The sequence below is a fragment of the Erwinia sp. OLFS4 genome (assembly GCF_002752165.1).
GTDB lineage: Bacteria > Pseudomonadota > Gammaproteobacteria > Enterobacterales > Enterobacteriaceae > Izhakiella.
This window is the reverse complement of the sequence record NZ_MOMB01000064.1, coordinates 22,311-41,407: the sequence shown is the minus strand read 5'-3', so window position 1 is coordinate 41,407 and position 19,097 is coordinate 22,311. Positions and strand designations below refer to the sequence as shown.

Here is a 19,097-nt window from a genome sequence, read left to right as displayed (position 1 = left end):
AGCATCTGACGGGCAAAATTTTCACCCAACGCATTGAACGTAATAACCTGACGCTCCGCACCCGCATTAAACGGTTGGCTCGTAAAACAATCTGCTTTTCGCGCTCAGTTGAGATCCACGAAAAAGTCATTGGAGCGTTTATCGAGAAACACATGTTCTACTAATTGGAGGCATCACCCTGCAATTCTTCAATGCAGTGCTGGCGCAGGTTGCTTATAAAATTGGTGGTTACTGACCCATTGGCTGAAAGGGTTAATTCACCATCACGGCGGGTTTTAATGGTTAATCCTTCATTTTCGATAGCAGGTAAAAGTACATGCAAAATGAAGCTATATTGATCACGTCTGGTCATAATCTCTTCCTCAAAAAAAGAATGAGTTGAACCGCCGCCACTTAATAAAGGGGCAGAGAAAACAGAGTTGTTTTTTAAAACCGAGTTACTTAATTAGCTTTTTAAATAACTCAGCCAGAGTAAGCAGGAAGCCTTTATTTAATCTTTTGGTATAAATAAACGGTTTATTTTTACCTTTGATAAATTGAACCTTCGCCGGTTCGGGTTTAAAAAATCTTCCGTCCGGCGTTTCCAGCCAGCCGCGTGAGTTCTTGAAGTGTGTGACCTGGCACCCGTGCTTAAGTAGGCTTGCCAGTGATGGGCCTTCATCGTGCATAACTGCCCCCTTGCTTATACATCTGATCAACCGTGCGCATGGCTTCCGCTAAAGCAAAGTCACGCCCGAAATAATCGCCATTACTGGAAATTTGGTAAGAGTGTTTCAGCGTAAAAGGATTACGCGGGCATTTCTGAATAGTGAAGCCACGATATAAATATGAGTGACGACTTAACTGTATTAATTGCACAGCCACAAAAGCCCCCTCACATTCCCAATTTAAGCAATCCACCATCAACATGGCGTGCCACATCTTTGGTGATTTTCTTAATCAGCTTTTTATCCCTGACCATGAACTCGCCGCAATTGGTGCGAATCATGAAGCCCGTTTGCATATCTTTTAAATGGGTGTCCAGAATGTCGTTGCATTCACGCACCCGGTTTTCGAGGTTGGCTGTTTTCTGGCTCATTGCGATAACCTCAAAGACCGATCCACAGCAACCAGGCATCGCGCTGCTCTCTCGGACGGTTGTAGTAGGCGTCACGCATTGCACGGTTGAACTCAGGAATATAGATCCAATTCTCAGCGCGGGCACCCAGGCTTTCCGGATTCTTCCACGGGATGATCGGCAACTTACCGTCTTCAATCATGCTCTTGACCGTGGCGGGCTTCTTACCGATTAACTCGGCAAATTTCGGGTACGGAACTGCATCTACGGCGTGACGCACTTCAATGAATCCCTCTAACTCTTTGTCTGTCATAGCGTTTCACCTCTCATTGAAGATAGGCCGGGATTTTTAGCCACGCCCGGCGCGTGGTACTCTGGTGTTTCCACACAACCAGAAAGGAGATCTTTATGTCTCAGAAAGAAGTACCTATCTACATTCCTGCTGAACTTGAGTACCTCGTTGCTAATGACCTGGCTTGCTTACGCTTCCATTACCATTTAGCAACACCGACAAAACTGCCTGAAGCTGGTGAGCTGTTTACTGGTTTAACCGTTGAGCAAGCGAAAGACACCGTAACCTTCCTTCAGCAATACATTGCTAAAGCTGAACTTGCCGCTTCACTGGCCCCGAAGCGGAGCCACTAGTTTTAACCGTCCCCGCATAACGTCCATTTGGGAAATAACTACGGCGGAATTCAGCAACATGGATTCCGTCACTTCTGTTGTCCTGCTCAAGTCTTCCACTCATTTGTGCTAATCTCCGCATTAGCGCTAGGCGCTTATTTCGGCTTGTAACTGCTTATATTGGCGGTTGCTCATGGTAGAGATTACCACCCTTAAGGAGAATGTTATGGTAGAGATCCCTACCCCGTCAAGCGGCGTGGGTGAAAAAATCAGAGCTATCAGGGATGCAGAGGGGTTAACAAGGCAGCAATTCTTTGAATTAACTGGAATACCTGCTGGCACGCAGAAGTATTACGAGACAGGAAGAGTGGAGAGCATTGGTAGCGATATCTTGCTTAAGATCACCCAGCATTCACGTTTCGCAAAATATACGCTCTGGCTAATGACTGATAAGACCGCCCCTCAAGCTGGTCAAATCGCACCGGCCCTCGCACACATTGGGCCAGAGTCAACTGGATCAGGCCGCTCAGAGACTCAAACTGGTTAACCATCTATAAACATTACATTTTCACTATCTGTTACCAGGATGGGGAAATAAACGCCGGAGGGCTTTCTTATGTCGATTAAGAAGCTCGAAGGTGGTCAATATGAAGTAGACGTATGGCCGCGCGGACGTAACGGAAAACGTATCCGCAGGCGATTTGAGAAGAAACAAGAGGCGGTTCTTTTTGAGCGTTATGTATTAGCCAACGCCGACAAAAAAGAATGGTTGGGCGCGAGCGTTGACCGCCGCACCTTAAGCGAGTTGTTAGATACCTGGTGGCTGCTGTACGGACAGACTCAGGAAAATGGCGAGATTGAAAAGCGGCACCTGAATAAAACAATCAGGGCACTGGGCGATCCAGCCGTTAACCGACTGAACAAGCGAATGATTGCTCAGCACCGAGGCCAACGGCTGGAAGACGGTATCAGCGCAGCAACGATCAACCGGGATATTTACCGCTTATCCGGGATGTTCAGCACGTTGATAAAACTGGAAGAGTTCAGGAAGGAAAACCCCTGCAAGGGTCTGGAACCACTGAAAGAAGCGCCGCCAGCTATGACCTATCTAGCAAAATCAGAGATCAGCAGATTGCTGGATACTCTGACCGGCGACGATCGACGTGTAGCACTGCTATGCCTCAGCACCGGCGCACGCTGGGGCGAAGGCAGCACGCTGCGAGGTGAGCAGGTTAATCACGGGCGCGTAACGTTCCTTAAGACCAAAAACGGAAAAAAGCGCACCGTTCCGATATCGGAAGAACTAGAGAAAGAGATCAAGACCAGCGACACCGGGCCACTGTTCAAAGTTGACTATGAAAACTTCTGCGAACGACTTAGACAGGTTAAGCCCGATTTACCACGTGGGCAGGCCACACACGTTCTTCGGCATACTTTCGCAAGCTGGTTCATGATGAATGGAGGGAACATTATTGCGTTACAGCAAATTCTGGGGCACGCCAGCATACAACAGACGATGGTTTATGCTCACCTTGCCCCCGATTACCTGCAACACGCGGTAACGTTAAACCCTCTCGGCGGCGGGCTGGCGGTGTGACAATATTGTCTACACCCGTAACGCTATATCCTTCTTGTAACTGCTTATGGCTGTTGCAAGAAGTATTGATTTATAAGGGATTTTTCCTAAGTACCTGATAAAAAAACCCCCACATCATGTGGGGGAAGACAGGGATGGTGTCTATGGCAAGGAAAACAGGGATACTATGTTACTGGTTACTACACTACTGGTTACTGCGTTACTGCTTACTACATTACTGGTTACTACTGACAGCCTGCAGCGATGTTACCTGCTGCCTTTCATTCAGCGTACGCAGAGTTTCCATGCGCTGCTGATGATTTCGATCTGAAACGGCTCGTTGTTCTGGCGTTAATTGCTGGTACATCTGATGACGTACCCGGGCAAATTCAAGCTGTCTTGCGACTTCTGCACGAGCAATTTTCTCAAGTTCAGCACGGTAAGCCGCTTCATTAAACTGGTCTGCTGTCATTATTTGGTGCAATGTTTCCAAATCATTAACGCTGACGGAAGCCGGCTCCTGTCTGGTCTGCTGCATCAGATCGCGCATCCTTTGACGCTGCGTTTCTGTCAGTTCGATGCCATCAAGCATGTGATTTCGCGGAAATTGCGTCATACTCCCAGTCGTCATTCCACGATGTTGCTGATGTATATCATCACTCGTCGTAGCGTTTGCAGCCAGAGCAGTAGTGCAACTTACCATCAGCGGCAGAACCGCAACGACGGCTGTAACTTTGCGCATCGTTTACTCCCAGGTTTGTCGCTGTGTTTCGTTATTACGAGATTCAGTCTACGGGGCCAGCTGCAAACATGCGTCAGGGGGTGTAAAACTAAGTAAAGTGATAGGATAAGCGCATTTGTTCAAGTTATTTTGCCTGCGGAGGGCAAGAAAAGATGAATAAAATCTTGTTGGTTGATGATGACCGCGAACTAACTTCGCTTTTGAAAGAATTGCTGGAAATGGAAGGCTTTAATGTGGTGGTCGCCGGTGACGGTGAACAGGCACTTAGCCTTGTAGACAGCTCAATTGATCTATTATTACTTGACGTCATGATGCCGAAAAAGAACGGCATTGACACCTTAAAAGAACTACGCCAGCAACACCAGATTCCGGTGATCATGCTGACTGCTCGCGGTAGCGAGCTGGATCGCGTTCTGGGACTGGAACTGGGTGCCGATGATTATCTGCCCAAGCCCTTTAATGACCGTGAACTGGTAGCCCGAATTCGTGCTATTTTGCGTCGCTCACACTGGAGCGAACTGCAGCAACAGCACGACAGCAGTTCCCCGACGCTGGAAGTGGATTCACTACGCCTGAACCCAGGACGTCAGGAAGCCAGCTTCGGCGATCAGGTACTGGAACTGACAGGCACCGAATTTACCCTGCTCTATCTGCTGGCTCAGCATCTCGGACAAGTGGTTTCACGCGAACACCTGAGTCAGGAAGTATTGGGTAAAAGACTGACGCCGTTTGATCGTGCCATCGATATGCACATTTCCAATTTGCGCCGAAAATTACCCGATCGCAAAGATGGACAGCCCTGGTTTAAAACTTTGCGTGGGCGTGGATATCTGATGGTTTCAGTCGCATGATTTCAAGCCTGACTACCCGCATCTTCGCTATTTTCTGGCTAACGCTGGCTCTGGTGTTGATGCTGGTATTATTGTTGCCTAAACTTGATTCCCGCCAGATGACACCGTTGCTCAACAGTGAACAACGGCAGGGCTTAATGATTGAGCAACACGTAGAAGCTGAGCTACAACAGGACCCGCCAAATGACCTGATGTGGTGGAAACGGCTGTTCCGGGCAATCGACAAATGGGCGCCACCTGGCCAGCGGCTATTGCTGGTGACCAGCGAAGGAAGGGTGCTTGGCGCGCAGCACAGTGAAATGCAGGTGATACGTAATTTTATTGGTCAGTCTGATAATGCCGATCATCCGCAAAAGAAAAAATATGGCCGCGTCGAAATGCTGGGGCCATTTTCAGTGCAGGACGGCGAAGATAATTATCAGCTCTATCTGATACGTCCAGCCAGCAGTTCACAGCTGGATTTTATTAATCTGCTGTTCGACCGCCCGCTGTTACTGCTGATGGTCACCATGTTAATCAGCGCACCTTTGCTGTTATGGCTCGCCTGGAGCCTGGCAAAACCCGCGCGAAAACTGAAATTTGCTGCGGATGAAGTGGCCAGTGGTAACCTGCGTCAGCATCCGGAACTGGAATCCGGTCCGCAGGAATTCCTTGCTGCGGGTTCCAGTTTTAACCAGATGATCAGCGCCCTGGAACGGATGATGTCCGCTCAGCAGCGGCTGCTTTCTGATATCTCCCATGAATTGCGGACACCGCTGACCCGCCTGCAGCTGGCAGCCGCGTTAATGCGCCGTCGTTTTGGCGAAGGGAAAGAGCTGGAGCGCATTGAAACTGAAGCACAGCGTCTGGACGGCATGATTAACGATCTGCTGGTGCTGTCACGAAATCAGCACAATAATGCGCTGGTCAGTGAGGCAATGAAAGCAAATCAGCTGTGGGAAGAAATGCTGGATAACGCCAGCTTTGAAGCCGAGCAAATGGGTAAACGGCTGGAAGTCCCCTATCCACCGGGCCCCTGGCCACTGTACGGTAATCCTAATGCTCTGGAAAGCGCGCTGGAAAATATCGTGCGCAATGCGCTACGTTATTCTCACAGCCATATTTCGGTCAGCTTCTCGGTTGATAATCAGGGTATCACCATTCACGTTGATGATGATGGCCCTGGCGTCAGTGCAGAAGATCGTGAACAGATATTCCGGCCCTTTTACCGCACCGATGAAGCACGCGATCGCGAATCCGGCGGTACCGGACTGGGACTGGCCATTGTGGAAACCGCCATCCAGCAACACCGTGGCTGGGTAAAAGCCGACGACAGTCCGCTGGGCGGCCTGCGACTTACCCTCTGGCTACCGCTGTACAATAAGCGCGTGTAATTTGTTATCCTTTGGCCTTCGTTACAGAAGGCCAACCGCTGCATGCTGAATATCGTCCTGTTTGAACCTGAAATCCCACCGAATACCGGTAATATTATCCGCCTCTGCGCTAACACGGGCTTCAGATTACATCTTATTGAACCAATGGGATTTGCCTGGGATGACAAACGGCTACGCCGTGCCGGACTTGATTATCACGAATTCACGGCGGTTCAGCGCCATACCAGCTACCCGGCATTTATTGCCGGTGAACAGCCTCAGCGTTTGTTTGCCCTCACGACAAAGGGCACGCCGGCGCACAGTGCCGTCAGCTACCAGGCGGGTGATTACCTGTTATTTGGCCCGGAAAGCCGCGGGCTGCCAGCCACCATTCTGGATGCGCTGCCAGCACAGCAGAAAATTCGCATTCCGATGGTTGCCGCAAGTCGCAGCATGAATCTCTCCAATGCGGTTTCTGTGGTGGTGTATGAGGCATGGAGACAGCTGCATTACGCCGGAGCCTTATTGCGGGAATAAACGGGAATGATCAGACGCAGCCAGTCTGCGGCAAACCCACCGGTGAGGCACATTATTCACGGAAAATGCGCGCAGACCTCAGATACCGTCGCCAAATTCAAAGCCGGGTACCGTGCCATTAAAATGCTGATCCATATCCATGGCAGGTTTATCCGAAGCCGGTTTGCCCACTACCCGGGCAGGCACGCCGGCCGCCGTGGTATGCGGTGGTACTGGATGCAATACCACCGACCCAGCGCCGATTTTAGCCCCGCGGCCTACTTCAATATTGCCAAGTACTTTAGCTCCGGCGCCGATGAGCACCCCTTCGCGGATCTTCGGATGGCGATCTCCGCTGGTCTTGCCGGTGCCCCCCAGAGTGACCGACTGAAGGATAGAAACGTCATTTTCAACCACTGCCGTTTCCCCGATAACGATACCGGTCGCATGGTCGAGCATAATGCCATGGCCTATTTTTGCCGCCGGATGAATATCCACGGCAAATGAAACCGATATCTCGTTTTGCAGGTATAGCGCCAGCGCCCGCCGTCCTTCATTCCATAACCAGTGGCCAATCCGATATGCCTGTAGCGCGTGAAATCCCTTGAGATACAGCAGCGGCGTCGAATATTTATCTACCGCCGGGTCTCGCAGGCAAATTGCCTGAATATCACAGGCGGCGGAATCAATCATCGAAGGGTCCTGTTTATAGGCTTCTTCAATTATTTCGCGAAAAGTAATGGCAGGCATAATGGGATTAGCCAGCTTGTTGGCCAGCATATAACTCAGCGCGCTGCCGAGATTTTCGTGTTTTAACAGCGTCGCGTGGTAGAAGCTTGCCAGCATGGGTTCACCGTCGGCAAGCGCACGCGCCTCCGCTTTAATATGGCTCCAGACCAGATCAAGTTCAACACACGGCATTACTGACACTCCCATGAAAAAATAGCGCCGGTTGGCGCTAGCTGTCGCTGCATGCTTCTTCAGCGCTGACTATTTTCGTCTTTTCTTGTACGCCCCAGCAGGGTTAATGCTGCCTCTTGTGCGCTCTTTTCGCAATACAATACCTGGTATATTTGCTCGGTAATGGGCATTTCCACCCCTAACCGACCGGCCAGCGCCCTGACTTCTTTGGTATTTCTGAACCCTTCAACGACCTGGCCGATACTACGCTGGGCATTTTCAACATCACTTCCCTGGCCGAGCATCATGCCAAAACGCCGGTTACGTGACTGATTATCGGTACAGGTAAGCACCAGATCGCCTAATCCAGCCATTCCCATAAAAGTCGTCGGATCGGCACCCAGTGCGTTACCCAGCCTTGTCATTTCTGCCAGACCCCGGGTTATCAACGCGGTACGGGCATTGGCACCAAAACCGATACCGTCAGACATCCCGGCGCCGATAGCGATAACGTTTTTTACCGCACCGCCCAGCTGAACGCCGATAAAATCCGGATTACTGTAAACGCGAAAACTTTTACCGCAATGCATACGCTGCTGTAGCTGTCCGGCAAATGCAGGGTCAGTCGCCGCCAGCGCTATCGCCGTCGGCAAGCCAGCAGCCATCTCTCTGGCAAAAGTCGGGCCGGATATCACCGCCAGCGGAATATCGTCGCCAAGGATCTCACGAGCGACATCCTGTAATAAACGTCCGGTCTCTGTTTCAAGTCCTTTGGTGGCCCAGACAATACGTGAATCCGCTTGCAGATAAGATTTGATTTGTTTTAACACTTCACCGAATACATGACTCGGTACCACTACCAGCAGGTCACGACTCGCTGCAACGCTATTTTGCAGCGAGTCGTTGACGGTTAACGCATCGGGAAACGGAACATCAGGTAAAAACGCCTGATTACAGCGATCGGCCTTAAGCTGGGCCAGATGAACAGGATTGTGTCCCCACAAGGTTACCGGCTGGCCATTACGCGCCAGCGTAATGGCCAGCGCCGTACCGTAAGAACCTGCTCCGATAACGCTGATTGAATCCGTTACCCTTTGCATCATGCATCCTGCTGCGGTTCTTCACCAGCCTGCTGCTGCAGGTAGTTCATAAACAGCGCGTCGAAGTTAACCGGCGCAAGGTTCAACTGCGGGAAGGTACCGCGTGACACCAGGCTCGTGATGCATTCACGCGCGTAGGGGAAGAGAATATTTGGACAGTAAGCGCCGAGACAATGCGCCAGCTGATTACCCTCAATGCCCGCAATACTAAAAATACCGGCTTGCTGTACTTCGCACAGAAAGGCAGTTTCTTCGCCGACGCTGGCGGTAACCGTCACGCGTAAAACAACTTCATAAACGTCATCAGCCAGCTGACTGGAGGCTGTATCCAGATCCAGCTTCACTTCCGGTTCCCACTCTTTCTGGAATACCTGCGGCGCATTCGGGGCTTCAAAAGAGACGTCTTTGGTATAGATACGTTGGATCTGAAAAGTCATCTCGGTGTTGCTTTGCTCTGACATAATATTAATAGTCCTGTTAATCAAGTTATCCATCAGCGCGCTGAGGCGCGTCATATTTTATTTCAACAGTGGGTCCAGACCTGCACGGCCATCCAGCGCGTAAAGATCATCACAACCACCGATATGCTGTGCATTAATAAAAATCTGCGGCACGGTCGTCCGGCCACTGCGGGCAATCATCTCTTCACGTTTATCGGCATCACCATCAATAGCGATTTCATGATAAGTGACACCTTTCTGGCTGAGCAAGGCTTTTGCCCGGTGACAAAAAGGACAGGTTGCTTTGGTATAAATTTCAACATTCGCCATGAAAATATTCCGGAGTTATTTACCGCGAACCAGCGGCAGATTTTCACCGCTCCAGCCTGAAATACCGTCTTTCAGGACAGAAACCTGGGTAAATCCCGCTGCATAAAGTTTCGCCGCTGCTTCCTGGGCGCTTTGCCCGGTGGCACAGACAACAATGACCGGCGCGGCTTTGTGTTTTTCCAGCTCGCCGAACTGACCTTTTTTAATCTCACTCGCCTGAATATTTAACGCGCCAGAGATATGCCCCTGGCGGAAATCATCACGGCCCCGGGTATCAACGACAATCGCGTCCTCTTTGTTAATCAGACGGGTGGCTTCACCACGGCTAATCACTTTTATTTTAGAGAACATACCCTTAACTGTAGTTACAATCACCATTACCAGCAAAACAACCCATGCCAGACTAAGTACGGTGTGATTGCCTGCGAATTGCATTATTTCTTGCATGAGGGGTAAAAACTCCCGAAAGGGTTAATAAGCTAAATCAAAGGTTCTGAGTATACCTTCCAGTCGCTGCATGTACAGCTATCCGGCATGCAGTGTTACATTTTCTGCCGCACAATTCCTGAAATTTAGTCACACCACAGAATCCGGTCGATTATCCTGAATGCAGTGCCTCAGAGCCTGCCCTGCCGCCGCCACTGAGCAACAGAGCGCCGCCAGGATATCGTGCTGAGATTATTCAGGCAAATGGAAATCCGCAGCGGGATCGCTGGTAACAGTTTGTTCAACGTGAAATAATCAGTCGCCATGAGGAACAAAGCGACGCCCCGAAAAACAAGGACGCCACGTTATATGTCAATGTTACGTGCCCTGTTGTCCGCTTTTTGCGCCAGTGCAATTTGTGCCGGCGTTCTGCCTTGGTCTTTTTCCGCCAGCGCGGCTGATGATAACAAAGCTCAGCTTAAATCCATTCAGCAAAATATCGCCGATAAAGAAAAACGGGTTCAGCAACAAAAACAGCAGCGTAGCCAGCTGATGGCACAGCTGCAAAGTCAGGAAAAGGTCATTGCACAGGCCAGTCGCCAGCTACACGATTCGCAAATTACACTCAGCCAGTTGGGCAAAGACATTTCCAGCCTCAATGCCTCTATTGCCAGACTCGAAAAACAGCAAAAACAGCAGGAATCCATCCTTGCACGACAGCTGGATGCCGCGTTTCGTCAGGGTCAACACAGCGCGTTACAGCTGATATTAAGTGGTGAAGAAAGCCAACGCAGCGAGCGGGTTCTTGCCTATTTTGGTTACCTGAACGAAGCCCGTCAGAAAGCCATTACCGCACTTCAGCAAACCCGTAGCCAGCTGGCAGAACAAAAAACGGCGCTAACCAGTAAACAACAACAGCAAAAAACCTTACTCGCTCAGCGTCAGATCCAGCAGAAAAAGCTTGAAGACACCCGTATAGCCCGCAAGCAAACGCTCACCAGGCTGGAAGCCTCGCTGGAAAAAGATCAGGCTCAGCTGGTTGAGATGCGTGAAAACGAAAGCCGGTTGCGCGATAAAATTGCCCGTGCCGAACGGGAAGCCCGAGCCCGCGCCGAACGGGAAGCCCGTGAAGCCGAACAGGTACGTCAGCGTCAGGAACAGGCGCGACGCAAAGGATCTTCATATAAGCCGACAGCCAGCGAGCGCGATCTGATGTCGCGCACCGGCGGTCTGGGTCGTCCCGGTGGCCAGGCCCTGTGGCCGGTACGTGGCACGATCATTCACCGCTTCGGCGAACTGTTGCAAGGCGAGCTACGCTGGAAAGGGTTAGTGATTGATGCCCCCGAAGGCAAAGAAGTGCATGCCATTGCCGATGGGCGGGTGCTAATGGCAGACTGGCTGCAGGGTTACGGTCTGGTGGTGGTTATCGATCACGGTAAAGGCGATATGAGTCTGTATGGTTATAACCAGAGTTCGCTGGTGAAAGTTGGCGACGAGGTTAAAGCGGGTCAGCCCATCGCGCTGGTTGGTTCCAGCGGAGGGCGCGGCACGCCGTCGCTCTATTTTGAAATCCGCCGCCAGGGGCAGGCGGTCAACCCACTACCATGGTTAGGAAATTAAGGTTTGTTACTACCACGGATACTCGTTAGTACTCTGGCTTCTCTGCTGATAAGCGGCAGTGCCTGCGCGGGTAAGCTGGCGCTGGTGATTGATGATTTCGGTTATCGTCCGAAGGAAGAAAATCAGATTCTTAAATTGCCTGTTGCCATTTCGGTTGCCGTATTACCTGATGCGCCGCTGGCGACTCAGATGGCGACACGGGCCCACCAGCAGGGACGTGAAGTGTTGATTCACTTGCCAATGGCGCCGCTCAGTAAGCAGCCGCTGGAAAAAGACACGCTACGACCGGACATGAGCCTGGATGAAATTCGCCGCATTATTCATAATGCGTCGTTAAAAGTACCCTATGCCATCGGGCTGAATAATCATATGGGCAGTGCCATGACCTCCAGCCTCAGCGGGATGCAAAAGGTCATGCAGGTGCTGGATCACTACAATTACTATTTTCTCGACAGTATGACCATCGGTAACAGTCAGGCAAGCCAGGCGGCAACCGGTACCCGTGTCAGGGTGATTAAACGGCGGGTTTTCCTTGATGACAGTCCGGATGAAGCAGCCATACGTCAGCAGTTCACCCGGGCAGTCCGACTGGCACAGCGTGATGGCTGGGCCATCGCCATCGGTCATCCTCACCCTAATACCGTGCGCGTATTACAGCAAATGTTAACCACGCTGCCCGGCGATATCACATTAGTCCGCCCCAGCCAGCTGCTGAATGACGCCCAGCGTCTGAAACCGCCCCCGCATAGCGGAGCGGCACCTCACGACCGATTCACCGGCGGTCAAATCTGCCGGTTGCGTCAGCCGCTTCCTGCGGTTCCTCCCAGCCGGGCGCTGGCGGTGGTGAGCGAAAGCGTTGCTGCCAGTGCGCTGGTGCAAAACGTGAAAGCCTGTTTTTCTGGCCTGCATCCGGATTTCAGCAGCCTGAAGTAACGTGCGGGGCCGGCGCACGCTGAGCCGGCCCCGCACAGATTACCAGCGCAGCACAACTTTGCCGGACTGACCGGAGCGCATAACATCAAAACCTTGTTGAAAGTCATCAATAGCAAAGCGATGAGTAATAAGAGGGGTCAAATCCAGCCCGGACTGGATTAGCGCGGCCATTTTATACCAGGTTTCAAACATTTCCCGACCGTAAATTCCTTTGATAAACAATCCCTTAAAAATCACCTGATTCCAGTCGATGGCCATCTCCGACGGTGGGATACCCAGCAATGCCACTCGCCCGCCATGATTCATCACGCTCAATAAATGACGAAACGCCGGCGGGGCGCCGGACATCTCCAGCCCGACATCAAATCCTTCCGTCATACCCAGTTCCAGCATCACCTCATTCAGGTTTTGCTGCGCTACATTCACCGCGCGGGTCACACCCATTTTACGCGCCAGATCAAGACGGTATTCGTTGATATCAGTAATCACAACATGGCGCGCGCCAACATGTTTACACACTGCCGCCGCCATAATACCAATCGGCCCGGCTCCTGAAATCAGGACATCCTCGCCCACCAGATCAAAAGATAATGCGGTATGCACCGCGTTACCGAACGGATCAAAGATTGACGCCAGCTCATCGGAAATATTGTCGGGAATTTTAAAAGCATTAAAGGCCGGAATAACCAGATATTCGGCAAAACATCCCTGACGATTCACCCCGACGCCCTGAGTGTTGCGGCAAAGGTGAGTACGCCCGGCGCGGCAGTTGCGGCAGTGCCCGCAGGTAATATGCCCTTCTCCGGAAACCCGATCGCCAATGCTGAATCCTTTGACTTCCTGACCGATACCCACCACTTCGCCGACATATTCGTGTCCTATTATCATAGGAACCGGAATCGTCTTCGCCGACCAGTCATCCCAGTTGTAAATATGTACATCGGTGCCGCAAATCGCGGTTTGCCGAATCTTAATTAACAGATCATTGTGTCCAGGCTGAGGAACAGGGGCATCGTTGATCATCCAGATGCCTTCTTCTGCCTTAAGCTTTGCCAGGCCTTTCATCGTCATACCTTATTTAATCACGCCCAGCGATTTGCCGATGCGGGTAAAAGCTTCCACGGCGCGTTCAAGCTGAACCTGAGTATGCGCTGCCGATATCTGAGTACGAATGCGCGCCTGTCCCTTTGGCACCACCGGATAGAAAAAGCCGGTAACGTATATACCTTCCTGTTGTAATTGCTGGGCGAACGTCTGGGCCACGCTGGCGTCGCCTAACATCACCGGAATAATCGCATGATCAGCGCCCGCCAGGGTAAAACCGGCCGCCGCCATCGCCTCGCGGAAATAGCGGGCGTTTTGCCACAGACGCTGACGCAGATCGTCACCGTGACGCAGCATATCGAGCACTTGCAGCGACGCCGCCACAATGGCAGGCGCCAGCGAATTGGAAAACAGATACGGACGCGAGCGTTGACGTAACCATTCCACAACCTCTTTGCGCGCGGCGGTATAGCCACCCGAGGCACCGCCCAGGGCTTTGCCGAGCGTCCCGGTTATAATGTCAACCCGCGCCATTACGTCACAGTATTCGTGGGTCCCGCGTCCGTTTGCACCCACTACGCCAACGGCATGGGAATCGTCCACCATCACCAGCGCATCATAACGCTCAGCCAGATCGCAGATCCCCCGTAAATCGGCAATAACGCCGTCCATTGAAAACACCCCATCGGTTGCGATCAAAATATGACGTGCCCCTGCCGCTTTTGCCTCTTCCAGCCGCGCGTTTAACTCACTGAGATTATTGTTGGCGTAGCGATAACGCATTGCTTTACATAAGCGCACGCCGTCAATAATGGAAGCATGATTAAGCGCATCAGAAATAATAGCGTCTTCCGGGCCAAGCAGCGTTTCAAACAAGCCGCCATTGGCATCAAAACAGGACGAATAAAGAATGGCATCTTCCATGCCGAGAAAACCAGCAAGCTGTTGCTCAAGGGTTTTATGAATGTCCTGGGTCCCGCAAATAAAGCGCACCGACGCCATGCCAAAACCATGACTATCCAGTCCTTGTTTTGCCGCCTCAATCAGTGCCGGATGGTTAGCCAGCCCAAGATAATTATTGGCACAAAAATTGATGACTTTCTCACCACCTTGTAAACAAATCAGCGATTGTTGAGCAGACGTAATGATACGTTCGTCTTTAAATAAACCTTCTTCACGCGTCTTGTCTAGCTGTTGCGAAAGCTGCTGATAGAATTTTCCTGACATTTTTATCCTCCATTAACCCTGTGCGTCAGGATATATTACTGGATAAGCGGCTGCCCGACGAGAAACCACGTCACAACTGGCGCGATTTTAGCAGAGCGCACGCGTAATCCAATCTGACACCTTATCGTTGCAGAGTCATCTGGCTGTGTGCAGAAAGATGAAGTGTTATGATAGTAGCCATTCGTGTGTGAAACTTCCCGTTTCACACCAGTAATTGAAGGTAAAACAGATGATTATTGTCACTGGCGGAGCTGGTTTTATCGGCAGCAATATTGTTAAGACGCTGAACGATTGCGGACGCAGCGATATTCTGGTTGTAGATAATCTGAAAGACGGCACAAAATTTATCAATCTGGCGGATCTCAACATAGCCGATTACATCGACAAAGAAGAGTTTATCGCCAGCATCATGGCCGGCGACGACATAGGCCCTGTCGAAGCGGTTTTCCACGAAGGCGCCTGTTCGGCAACCACCGAATGGGACGGCAAATATATGATGGATAACAACTATCAATACTCAAAAGAGTTACTCCATTACTGCCTTGAGCGCCAAATCCCGTTCCTCTATGCCTCTTCCGCAGCCACTTATGGAGGCCGCGATAACAACTTTATTGAGGATCGTCAGTATGAGCAGCCGCTGAATGTTTACGGCTATTCAAAAATGCTCTTTGATCACTACGTCCGCGATATTCTGCCTGAAGCCCAGTCACCGGTTTGTGGATTTCGCTACTTCAACGTTTATGGCCCACGGGAAAGCCATAAGGGCAGCATGGCCAGCGTCGCATTCCATCTTAACGAACAGATCGTGCGGGGAGAAAATCCCAAACTGTTTGAAGGAAGCGAAAATTTTAACCGCGATTTTATTCACGTTGATGATGTGGTTAGCGTCAATCTATGGTGCTGGAAAAACAACATTTCAGGCATCTTTAACTGCGGCACCGGGCGGGCAGAATCCTTCCAGTCCGTGGCTGATGCCACCCTCGCCTTCCATAACAAAAACAAAGGCGATATTGAATACATCCCGTTTCCGGAAAAGCTGAAAGGGCGTTACCAGGCATACACCCAGGCTGACCTGACTCATCTGCGTGCTGCAGGTTATGACAAGCCATTTAAAACCGTCGCTGAAGGAGTAACAGAGTATATGGCCTGGCTGAACCGCAGCGCATAACGGGGTTCAGTAATGAAAGCGCTGATAATCGGACCCTCGTGGGTCGGTGACATGATGATGTCACAAACGCTCTATCGCACGCTGAAAACAAAGCACCCGGAGATGATCATTGACGTGATGGCTCCGGCCTGGTGCCGACCCTTACTGTCACGCATGCCGGAAGTGAATCAGCCTATCGCCATGCCGTTAGGCCATGGCGCACTCGCGCTGGGCGAACGCCGTCGTCTGGGTAAAGCACTGCGTGCCAGCGGCTACCAACGTGCCTTTGTGTTGCCCAACTCATTTAAATCGGCGCTGATACCGTTTTTTGCCGGCATTCCACAACGTACCGGCTGGCGCGGTGAAATGCGCTATGGATTACTAAACGATCTGCGACTGCTGGATAAAACCGCCTTTCCGCTAATGGTACAACGCTATGCCTCTTTAGCCTGGCCGGCCGGCAGCATCAGTCATGCCAGCGAGTTGCCGCCGTTGCTCTGGCCGGCTCTCACAGTGGCAAGTGATGAGAAAATCGCAACCGCTGCGCAATTCGGGATTCGGGGTGAAAGGCCGGTAATTGGCTTCTGCCCGGGAGCGGAATTTGGTCCGGCTAAACGCTGGCCGCATTATCATTACGCGACGCTTGCCGCCACGCTTATCCAGCGTGGCTGGCAGGTTATTTTGTTTGGCTCATTAAAAGATCGACCAGCAGGAGAGCAAATCCGTAGCGCCCTAAGCGAACAGGCAAGCAGCTGGTGCCATAATCTGGCGGGCCAAACCCAGCTGGAACAGGCCGTGATACTGCTGGCATATTGTGATGCGGTAGTTAGCAATGACTCTGGTCTGATGCATATTGCTGCTGCGCTGAATAAACCACTGGTTGCGTTGTATGGACCAAGCAGCCCTGATTTTACCCCGCCACTATCGGATAACGCCCGGGTCATCCGTTTAATTACCGGTTATCATAAAGTACGTAAAGGCGATGCCGGGGAAGGTTATCATCAAAGTCTGATTGATATTCAGCCGGAACAGGTGTTGGCTGAACTGGATACATTACTGGCCCCGATGGCGGAGCATGAATGAAGGTTCTGATTGTTAAAACCTCCTCAATGGGTGACGTTCTGCATACGTTACCTGCACTGACAGATGCAATGCATGCCATCAAAGCGATCCGCTTTGACTGGGTAGTAGAAGAAAATTTTAGTCAGATCCCTGGCTGGCATCCCGCCGTGGAACGCGTTCTTCCGGTGGCTATCCGCCGCTGGCGGAAAAACTGGTTCGGCAGTCAGACGCGTGAAGAGCGCGTTCAGTTCAAACGCACGCTGCAGCTACATAATTACGATCGCATCATTGATGCCCAGGGGCTTATCAAAAGCGCGGCGCTGGTTACCCGCCTGGCGAAGGGTGAAAAGCATGGCCAGGACAGCCGCAGCGCACGGGAATCATTTGCCAGCTGGTGGTATGACAAACGTCATCAAGTCGACAAGCAACAGCATGCCGTCGAACGCATGCGCGAACTTTTTGCGAAAAGTCTGGGTTATGAAAAACCGGCTACGATGGGTGACTATGCTATCGCCAGACATTTCCTGCATAACCTGCCTGCAGACGCCAACCGCTATCTGGTATTCCTCCATGCTACCACCCGGGATAGCAAACACTGGCCGGAATCGCACTGGCGGGCACTGATTGCACAACTGGCTGACAGCGGATTAAAAATAAAATTACCCTGGGGCGCGCCCCACGAATATCAACGGGCACTACGTCTGGCCGAAGGTTTTGAATATGCTGAGGTATTACCGAAGATGACGCTGGAACAGGTTGCGCAAAACCTTGCCGGAGCCCGTGCCGTGGTCTCAGTCGATACCGGGTTGAGTCATCTGACCGCTGCCCTCGACCGCCCGAATATTACACTCTATGGCCCGACCGATCCCGGGCTTATCGGCGGCTATGGCAAAAATCAATTTGTCATCCGTGCTCCGCAGGGAAACAGCATGAACAGTATTACTGCCGACCTGGTTGCTGAGCAATTAATACAGGTTATTGTATGAAAAAACTGCATATTATTAATCTGGCCAAAATGGGCGGAGTAGAACGCTTATTTATTCAGTATATCAATGACTTTTCTGGCGGTCGCGACGACGTCATCTGTATCAGCAATAACGTCGACCCGGCCATTCGTCAGCAAATTCCGCAGCAGAAAATCATCTTTGCCAACCGGTTATTTAATCAAACTGCACTGAAAGCGCCGCAATTTTTACGTAAATACCTTCTCCAGTGGCGGGTTAACCGCAGCCAGGCTGAGGTTGCTATTGTCTGGGATTTGGTTCCCGGACTTATCAGTAAACCGAAGCGCGCCAGGCTGGTATATTATGATCATGGTTGCTCATGGCGCTATCCGCTCAACGCAAAAACCCTGGGCTTTATGTCGCGTCTGGATGGCGTGATATCAGCCTCTTATGCCTCTAACCGGGTGATGAAGCACCGTTTTAACTTAGCCTGCCCGCACCATGTGGTGATTAACCGCATTATTACCCCAACACATATCGATAATCACCAGCCGGCGCCGGACAGCCCCCTGAGGATAGGAACCGCTTCAAGGCAGGTCAGCCTGAAAGGCATTAGCGTCTCGCTGCTGATGATGAAAGAATTGCTCGATCGAGGGCACAACGTGACGCTGGAAGTGGCCGGCAAAGGGCCGGATCTGGAGGCTTTTATTGCGCTGGCCAGACGTTTAAATATCAACAAGCACGTCACTTTTAGTGGCTTCCAGCAGGACATGTCTGTCTTTTTTAACCGCACCGATGTATATATGAGCACTCCTGTCACCGAGCCATTTGGGTTATCCTGTATGGAAGCACTATATTATGGTATCCCCGTTATATTTCCAGTGATTGACGGTCAGCCAGAAGTGATAAAACATAATGAGTGCGGCATTGGTCTGATGCCGACGGTTTCAGTCACGGAACATGAAAAACTTAGCGGAATACACGTCGATTTTCCCTATGAAGTATACGATCCAGTCGGTGATATTATGGTACCACCCAGGCTGCTTTCTCATCTCGCCTGTGCCGATGCCGTGGAACGCTTATGCGATCGGCAAACCTATCACCGTTTCAGTCAGAACGCTAAAAACCGGGCTTTGACCCATTTCGATTACAAACTGTTCAAAACAGATTTTGATGGCGCTTTGATGAGCATTGCTGGCAATTAAT

The 19,097-nt window shown here is 51.2% G+C and carries 26 protein-coding genes; 13 read left to right on the top strand and 13 right to left on the bottom strand.

From position 1 onward, the window contains the following. Positions 1–164: IS1 family transposase (locus BL249_RS16430; protein ID WP_241898819.1), on the top strand; the 164-nt coding region annotated here is incomplete at its 5' end. On the opposite strand, the gene BL249_RS16425 is transcribed toward BL249_RS16430, so the two are convergent. From BL249_RS16425 to BL249_RS16405, 5 genes are all read right to left on the bottom strand, one after another. After that, positions 161–352, bottom strand: coding sequence for a hypothetical protein (locus BL249_RS16425; protein WP_099706377.1), 192 nt, complete (start codon positions 350–352; stop codon positions 161–163). The two genes, BL249_RS16430 and BL249_RS16425, sit on opposite strands and share 4 nt — an antisense overlap. Positions 353–437: 85 nt before the next feature. Next, positions 438–668 carry a phage filamentation protein Fil family protein gene (locus BL249_RS16420; RefSeq protein WP_099706376.1) on the bottom strand — a complete coding sequence of 77 codons (231 nt, stop codon included), beginning with the start codon at positions 666–668 and terminating at the stop codon, positions 438–440. Continuing rightward, positions 658–864: a DUF4761 family protein gene (locus BL249_RS16415; RefSeq protein WP_099706375.1), complete on the bottom strand. Its 207-nt coding sequence runs from the start codon at positions 862–864 to the stop codon at positions 658–660. The genes BL249_RS16420 and BL249_RS16415 overlap by 11 nt, the downstream gene beginning before the upstream one ends. A 10-nt stretch (positions 865–874) precedes the next feature. Further along, positions 875–1,078, bottom strand: a complete 204-nt coding sequence (locus tag BL249_RS16410) for a hypothetical protein (RefSeq protein ID WP_099706374.1) — start codon at positions 1,076–1,078, stop codon at positions 875–877. A 10-nt stretch (positions 1,079–1,088) separates the two neighbouring features. After that, on the bottom strand, positions 1,089–1,370 hold the full coding sequence (locus BL249_RS16405) for a Cox family DNA-binding protein (protein ID WP_000130011.1): 282 nt from the start codon (positions 1,368–1,370) through the stop codon (positions 1,089–1,091). A gap of 95 nt (positions 1,371–1,465) precedes the next feature. On the opposite strand from BL249_RS16405, the gene BL249_RS16400 reads away from it, so the two are divergent. The 3 genes from BL249_RS16400 (at position 1,466) to BL249_RS16390 (ending at position 3,278) form a co-directional block, all read left to right on the top strand. Then, positions 1,466–1,702 carry a hypothetical protein gene (locus tag BL249_RS16400; protein WP_099706373.1) on the top strand — a complete coding sequence of 79 codons (237 nt, stop codon included), beginning with the start codon at positions 1,466–1,468 and terminating at the stop codon, positions 1,700–1,702. A 205-nt stretch (positions 1,703–1,907) separates the two neighbouring features. Next, entirely contained in the window at positions 1,908–2,228 is a 321-nt protein-coding gene (locus tag BL249_RS16395) for a helix-turn-helix domain-containing protein (protein ID WP_000229412.1), read from the top strand. A 69-nt stretch (positions 2,229–2,297) separates the two neighbouring features. Then, on the top strand, positions 2,298–3,278 hold the full coding sequence (locus tag BL249_RS16390) for a phage integrase (RefSeq protein WP_099706371.1): 981 nt from the start codon (positions 2,298–2,300) through the stop codon (positions 3,276–3,278). A 214-nt stretch (positions 3,279–3,492) separates the two neighbouring features. On the opposite strand, the gene cpxP is transcribed toward BL249_RS16390, so the two are convergent. Then, positions 3,493–3,999, bottom strand: coding sequence for a cell-envelope stress modulator CpxP (gene cpxP, locus BL249_RS16380; RefSeq protein WP_099706370.1), 507 nt, complete (start codon positions 3,997–3,999; stop codon positions 3,493–3,495). A gap of 152 nt (positions 4,000–4,151) precedes the next feature. On the opposite strand from cpxP, the gene cpxR reads away from it, so the two are divergent. The 3 genes from cpxR to trmL are packed head-to-tail and all read left to right on the top strand — an operon-like array spanning position 4,152 to position 6,739. After that, a complete protein-coding gene (cpxR, locus tag BL249_RS16375; protein WP_099706369.1) occupies positions 4,152–4,850 on the top strand; it encodes an envelope stress response regulator transcription factor CpxR in 699 nt (232 codons plus the stop codon). Further along, positions 4,847–6,223: an envelope stress sensor histidine kinase CpxA gene (cpxA, locus tag BL249_RS16370; RefSeq protein WP_099706368.1), complete on the top strand. Its 1,377-nt coding sequence runs from the start codon at positions 4,847–4,849 to the stop codon at positions 6,221–6,223. The genes cpxR and cpxA overlap by 4 nt, the downstream gene beginning before the upstream one ends. A 42-nt stretch (positions 6,224–6,265) precedes the next feature. Next, complete coding sequence (gene trmL, locus BL249_RS16365) at positions 6,266–6,739, top strand: tRNA (uridine(34)/cytosine(34)/5-carboxymethylaminomethyluridine(34)-2'-O)-methyltransferase TrmL (protein ID WP_099706367.1); 474 nt, start codon at positions 6,266–6,268, stop codon at positions 6,737–6,739. A gap of 78 nt (positions 6,740–6,817) precedes the next feature. On the opposite strand, the gene cysE is transcribed toward trmL, so the two are convergent. From cysE to BL249_RS16340, 5 genes are read right to left on the bottom strand one after another with little or no spacing between them, the layout of a single operon-like run. Continuing rightward, the gene (gene cysE / locus BL249_RS16360; RefSeq protein WP_099706366.1) at positions 6,818–7,639 is read right to left on the bottom strand and encodes a serine O-acetyltransferase; all 822 of its coding nucleotides are present in this window, start codon (positions 7,637–7,639) and stop codon (positions 6,818–6,820) included. Positions 7,640–7,698: 59 nt separating this feature from the next. After that, complete coding sequence (gpsA, locus tag BL249_RS16355; protein ID WP_099706365.1) at positions 7,699–8,718, bottom strand: NAD(P)H-dependent glycerol-3-phosphate dehydrogenase; 1,020 nt, start codon at positions 8,716–8,718, stop codon at positions 7,699–7,701. Beyond that, positions 8,718–9,179, bottom strand: a complete 462-nt coding sequence (gene secB, locus BL249_RS16350; RefSeq protein WP_099706379.1) for a protein-export chaperone SecB — start codon at positions 9,177–9,179, stop codon at positions 8,718–8,720. Before secB ends, gpsA begins: the two co-directional genes overlap by 1 nt. 57 nt (positions 9,180–9,236) lie before the next feature. Beyond that, positions 9,237–9,488 carry a glutaredoxin 3 gene (gene grxC / locus BL249_RS16345; RefSeq protein WP_099706364.1) on the bottom strand — a complete coding sequence of 84 codons (252 nt, stop codon included), beginning with the start codon at positions 9,486–9,488 and terminating at the stop codon, positions 9,237–9,239. 15 nt (positions 9,489–9,503) lie between these two features. Next, entirely contained in the window at positions 9,504–9,935 is a 432-nt protein-coding gene (locus BL249_RS16340; protein ID WP_099706363.1) for a rhodanese-like domain-containing protein, read from the bottom strand. A gap of 303 nt (positions 9,936–10,238) precedes the next feature. Between BL249_RS16340 and envC the strand changes: the two genes are divergently transcribed. Then, positions 10,239–11,534: a murein hydrolase activator EnvC gene (envC, locus tag BL249_RS16335; protein WP_099706362.1), complete on the top strand. Its 1,296-nt coding sequence runs from the start codon at positions 10,239–10,241 to the stop codon at positions 11,532–11,534. Between the two features lie 3 nt (positions 11,535–11,537). After that, complete coding sequence (locus BL249_RS16330; RefSeq protein ID WP_099706361.1) at positions 11,538–12,467, top strand: divergent polysaccharide deacetylase family protein; 930 nt, start codon at positions 11,538–11,540, stop codon at positions 12,465–12,467. Positions 12,468–12,506: 39 nt separating this feature from the next. Here the strand turns inward: BL249_RS16330 and tdh are convergent, their stop codons facing one another. After that, positions 12,507–13,532 (bottom strand): L-threonine 3-dehydrogenase, encoded by a 1,026-nt coding sequence (tdh, locus tag BL249_RS16325; protein ID WP_099706360.1) that lies wholly within the window; start codon positions 13,530–13,532, stop codon positions 12,507–12,509. Between the two features lie 9 nt (positions 13,533–13,541). Continuing rightward, the gene (gene kbl / locus BL249_RS16320) at positions 13,542–14,738 is read right to left on the bottom strand and encodes a glycine C-acetyltransferase (protein WP_099706359.1); all 1,197 of its coding nucleotides are present in this window, start codon (positions 14,736–14,738) and stop codon (positions 13,542–13,544) included. 229 nt (positions 14,739–14,967) lie between these two features. Here kbl and rfaD point away from each other — a divergent pair, with 229 nt between their 5' ends. Genes rfaD through BL249_RS16300 form a run of 4 tightly spaced genes read left to right on the top strand, consistent with a single transcriptional unit; the run spans position 14,968 to position 19,096 of the window. Continuing rightward, positions 14,968–15,906, top strand: a complete 939-nt coding sequence (gene rfaD / locus BL249_RS16315; RefSeq protein ID WP_099706358.1) for an ADP-glyceromanno-heptose 6-epimerase — start codon at positions 14,968–14,970, stop codon at positions 15,904–15,906. Positions 15,907–15,918: 12 nt separating this feature from the next. Further along, complete coding sequence (gene rfaF / locus BL249_RS16310) at positions 15,919–16,968, top strand: ADP-heptose--LPS heptosyltransferase RfaF (RefSeq protein WP_099706357.1); 1,050 nt, start codon at positions 15,919–15,921, stop codon at positions 16,966–16,968. Beyond that, positions 16,965–17,933 carry a lipopolysaccharide heptosyltransferase RfaC gene (gene rfaC, locus BL249_RS16305; RefSeq protein ID WP_099706356.1) on the top strand — a complete coding sequence of 323 codons (969 nt, stop codon included), beginning with the start codon at positions 16,965–16,967 and terminating at the stop codon, positions 17,931–17,933. Before rfaF ends, rfaC begins: the two co-directional genes overlap by 4 nt. After that, positions 17,930–19,096 (top strand): glycosyltransferase family 4 protein, encoded by a 1,167-nt coding sequence (locus BL249_RS16300; protein ID WP_099706355.1) that lies wholly within the window; start codon positions 17,930–17,932, stop codon positions 19,094–19,096. The genes rfaC and BL249_RS16300 overlap by 4 nt, the downstream gene beginning before the upstream one ends. Position 19,097: the final 1 nt, after the last annotated feature.

Coding starts and splice junctions, on each gene's coding strand:
- cpxA (WP_099706368.1), top strand. CDS start 4,847: ATGATTTCAAGCCTGACTACCCGCATCTTCGCTATTTTCTGGCTAACG.
- BL249_RS16405 (WP_000130011.1), bottom strand. CDS start 1,370: ATGACAGACAAAGAGTTAGAGGGATTCATTGAAGTGCGTCACGCCGTA.
- BL249_RS16410 (WP_099706374.1), bottom strand. CDS start 1,078: ATGAGCCAGAAAACAGCCAACCTCGAAAACCGGGTGCGTGAATGCAAC.
- tdh (WP_099706360.1), bottom strand. CDS start 13,532: ATGAAAGGCCTGGCAAAGCTTAAGGCAGAAGAAGGCATCTGGATGATC.
- cpxP (WP_099706370.1), bottom strand. CDS start 3,999: ATGCGCAAAGTTACAGCCGTCGTTGCGGTTCTGCCGCTGATGGTAAGT.
- envC (WP_099706362.1), top strand. CDS start 10,239: ATGAGGAACAAAGCGACGCCCCGAAAAACAAGGACGCCACGTTATATG.
- rfaF (WP_099706357.1), top strand. CDS start 15,919: ATGAAAGCGCTGATAATCGGACCCTCGTGGGTCGGTGACATGATGATG.
- BL249_RS16340 (WP_099706363.1), bottom strand. CDS start 9,935: ATGCAAGAAATAATGCAATTCGCAGGCAATCACACCGTACTTAGTCTG.
- BL249_RS16425 (WP_099706377.1), bottom strand. CDS start 352: ATGACCAGACGTGATCAATATAGCTTCATTTTGCATGTACTTTTACCT.
- rfaC (WP_099706356.1), top strand. CDS start 16,965: ATGAAGGTTCTGATTGTTAAAACCTCCTCAATGGGTGACGTTCTGCAT.
- BL249_RS16420 (WP_099706376.1), bottom strand. CDS start 668: ATGCACGATGAAGGCCCATCACTGGCAAGCCTACTTAAGCACGGGTGC.
- BL249_RS16390 (WP_099706371.1), top strand. CDS start 2,298: ATGTCGATTAAGAAGCTCGAAGGTGGTCAATATGAAGTAGACGTATGG.
- secB (WP_099706379.1), bottom strand. CDS start 9,179: ATGTCAGAGCAAAGCAACACCGAGATGACTTTTCAGATCCAACGTATC.
- cpxR (WP_099706369.1), top strand. CDS start 4,152: ATGAATAAAATCTTGTTGGTTGATGATGACCGCGAACTAACTTCGCTT.
- trmL (WP_099706367.1), top strand. CDS start 6,266: ATGCTGAATATCGTCCTGTTTGAACCTGAAATCCCACCGAATACCGGT.
- cysE (WP_099706366.1), bottom strand. CDS start 7,639: ATGCCGTGTGTTGAACTTGATCTGGTCTGGAGCCATATTAAAGCGGAG.
- BL249_RS16400 (WP_099706373.1), top strand. CDS start 1,466: ATGTCTCAGAAAGAAGTACCTATCTACATTCCTGCTGAACTTGAGTAC.
- grxC (WP_099706364.1), bottom strand. CDS start 9,488: ATGGCGAATGTTGAAATTTATACCAAAGCAACCTGTCCTTTTTGTCAC.
- kbl (WP_099706359.1), bottom strand. CDS start 14,738: ATGTCAGGAAAATTCTATCAGCAGCTTTCGCAACAGCTAGACAAGACG.
- gpsA (WP_099706365.1), bottom strand. CDS start 8,718: ATGCAAAGGGTAACGGATTCAATCAGCGTTATCGGAGCAGGTTCTTAC.
- rfaD (WP_099706358.1), top strand. CDS start 14,968: ATGATTATTGTCACTGGCGGAGCTGGTTTTATCGGCAGCAATATTGTT.
- BL249_RS16300 (WP_099706355.1), top strand. CDS start 17,930: ATGAAAAAACTGCATATTATTAATCTGGCCAAAATGGGCGGAGTAGAA.
- BL249_RS16395 (WP_000229412.1), top strand. CDS start 1,908: ATGGTAGAGATCCCTACCCCGTCAAGCGGCGTGGGTGAAAAAATCAGA.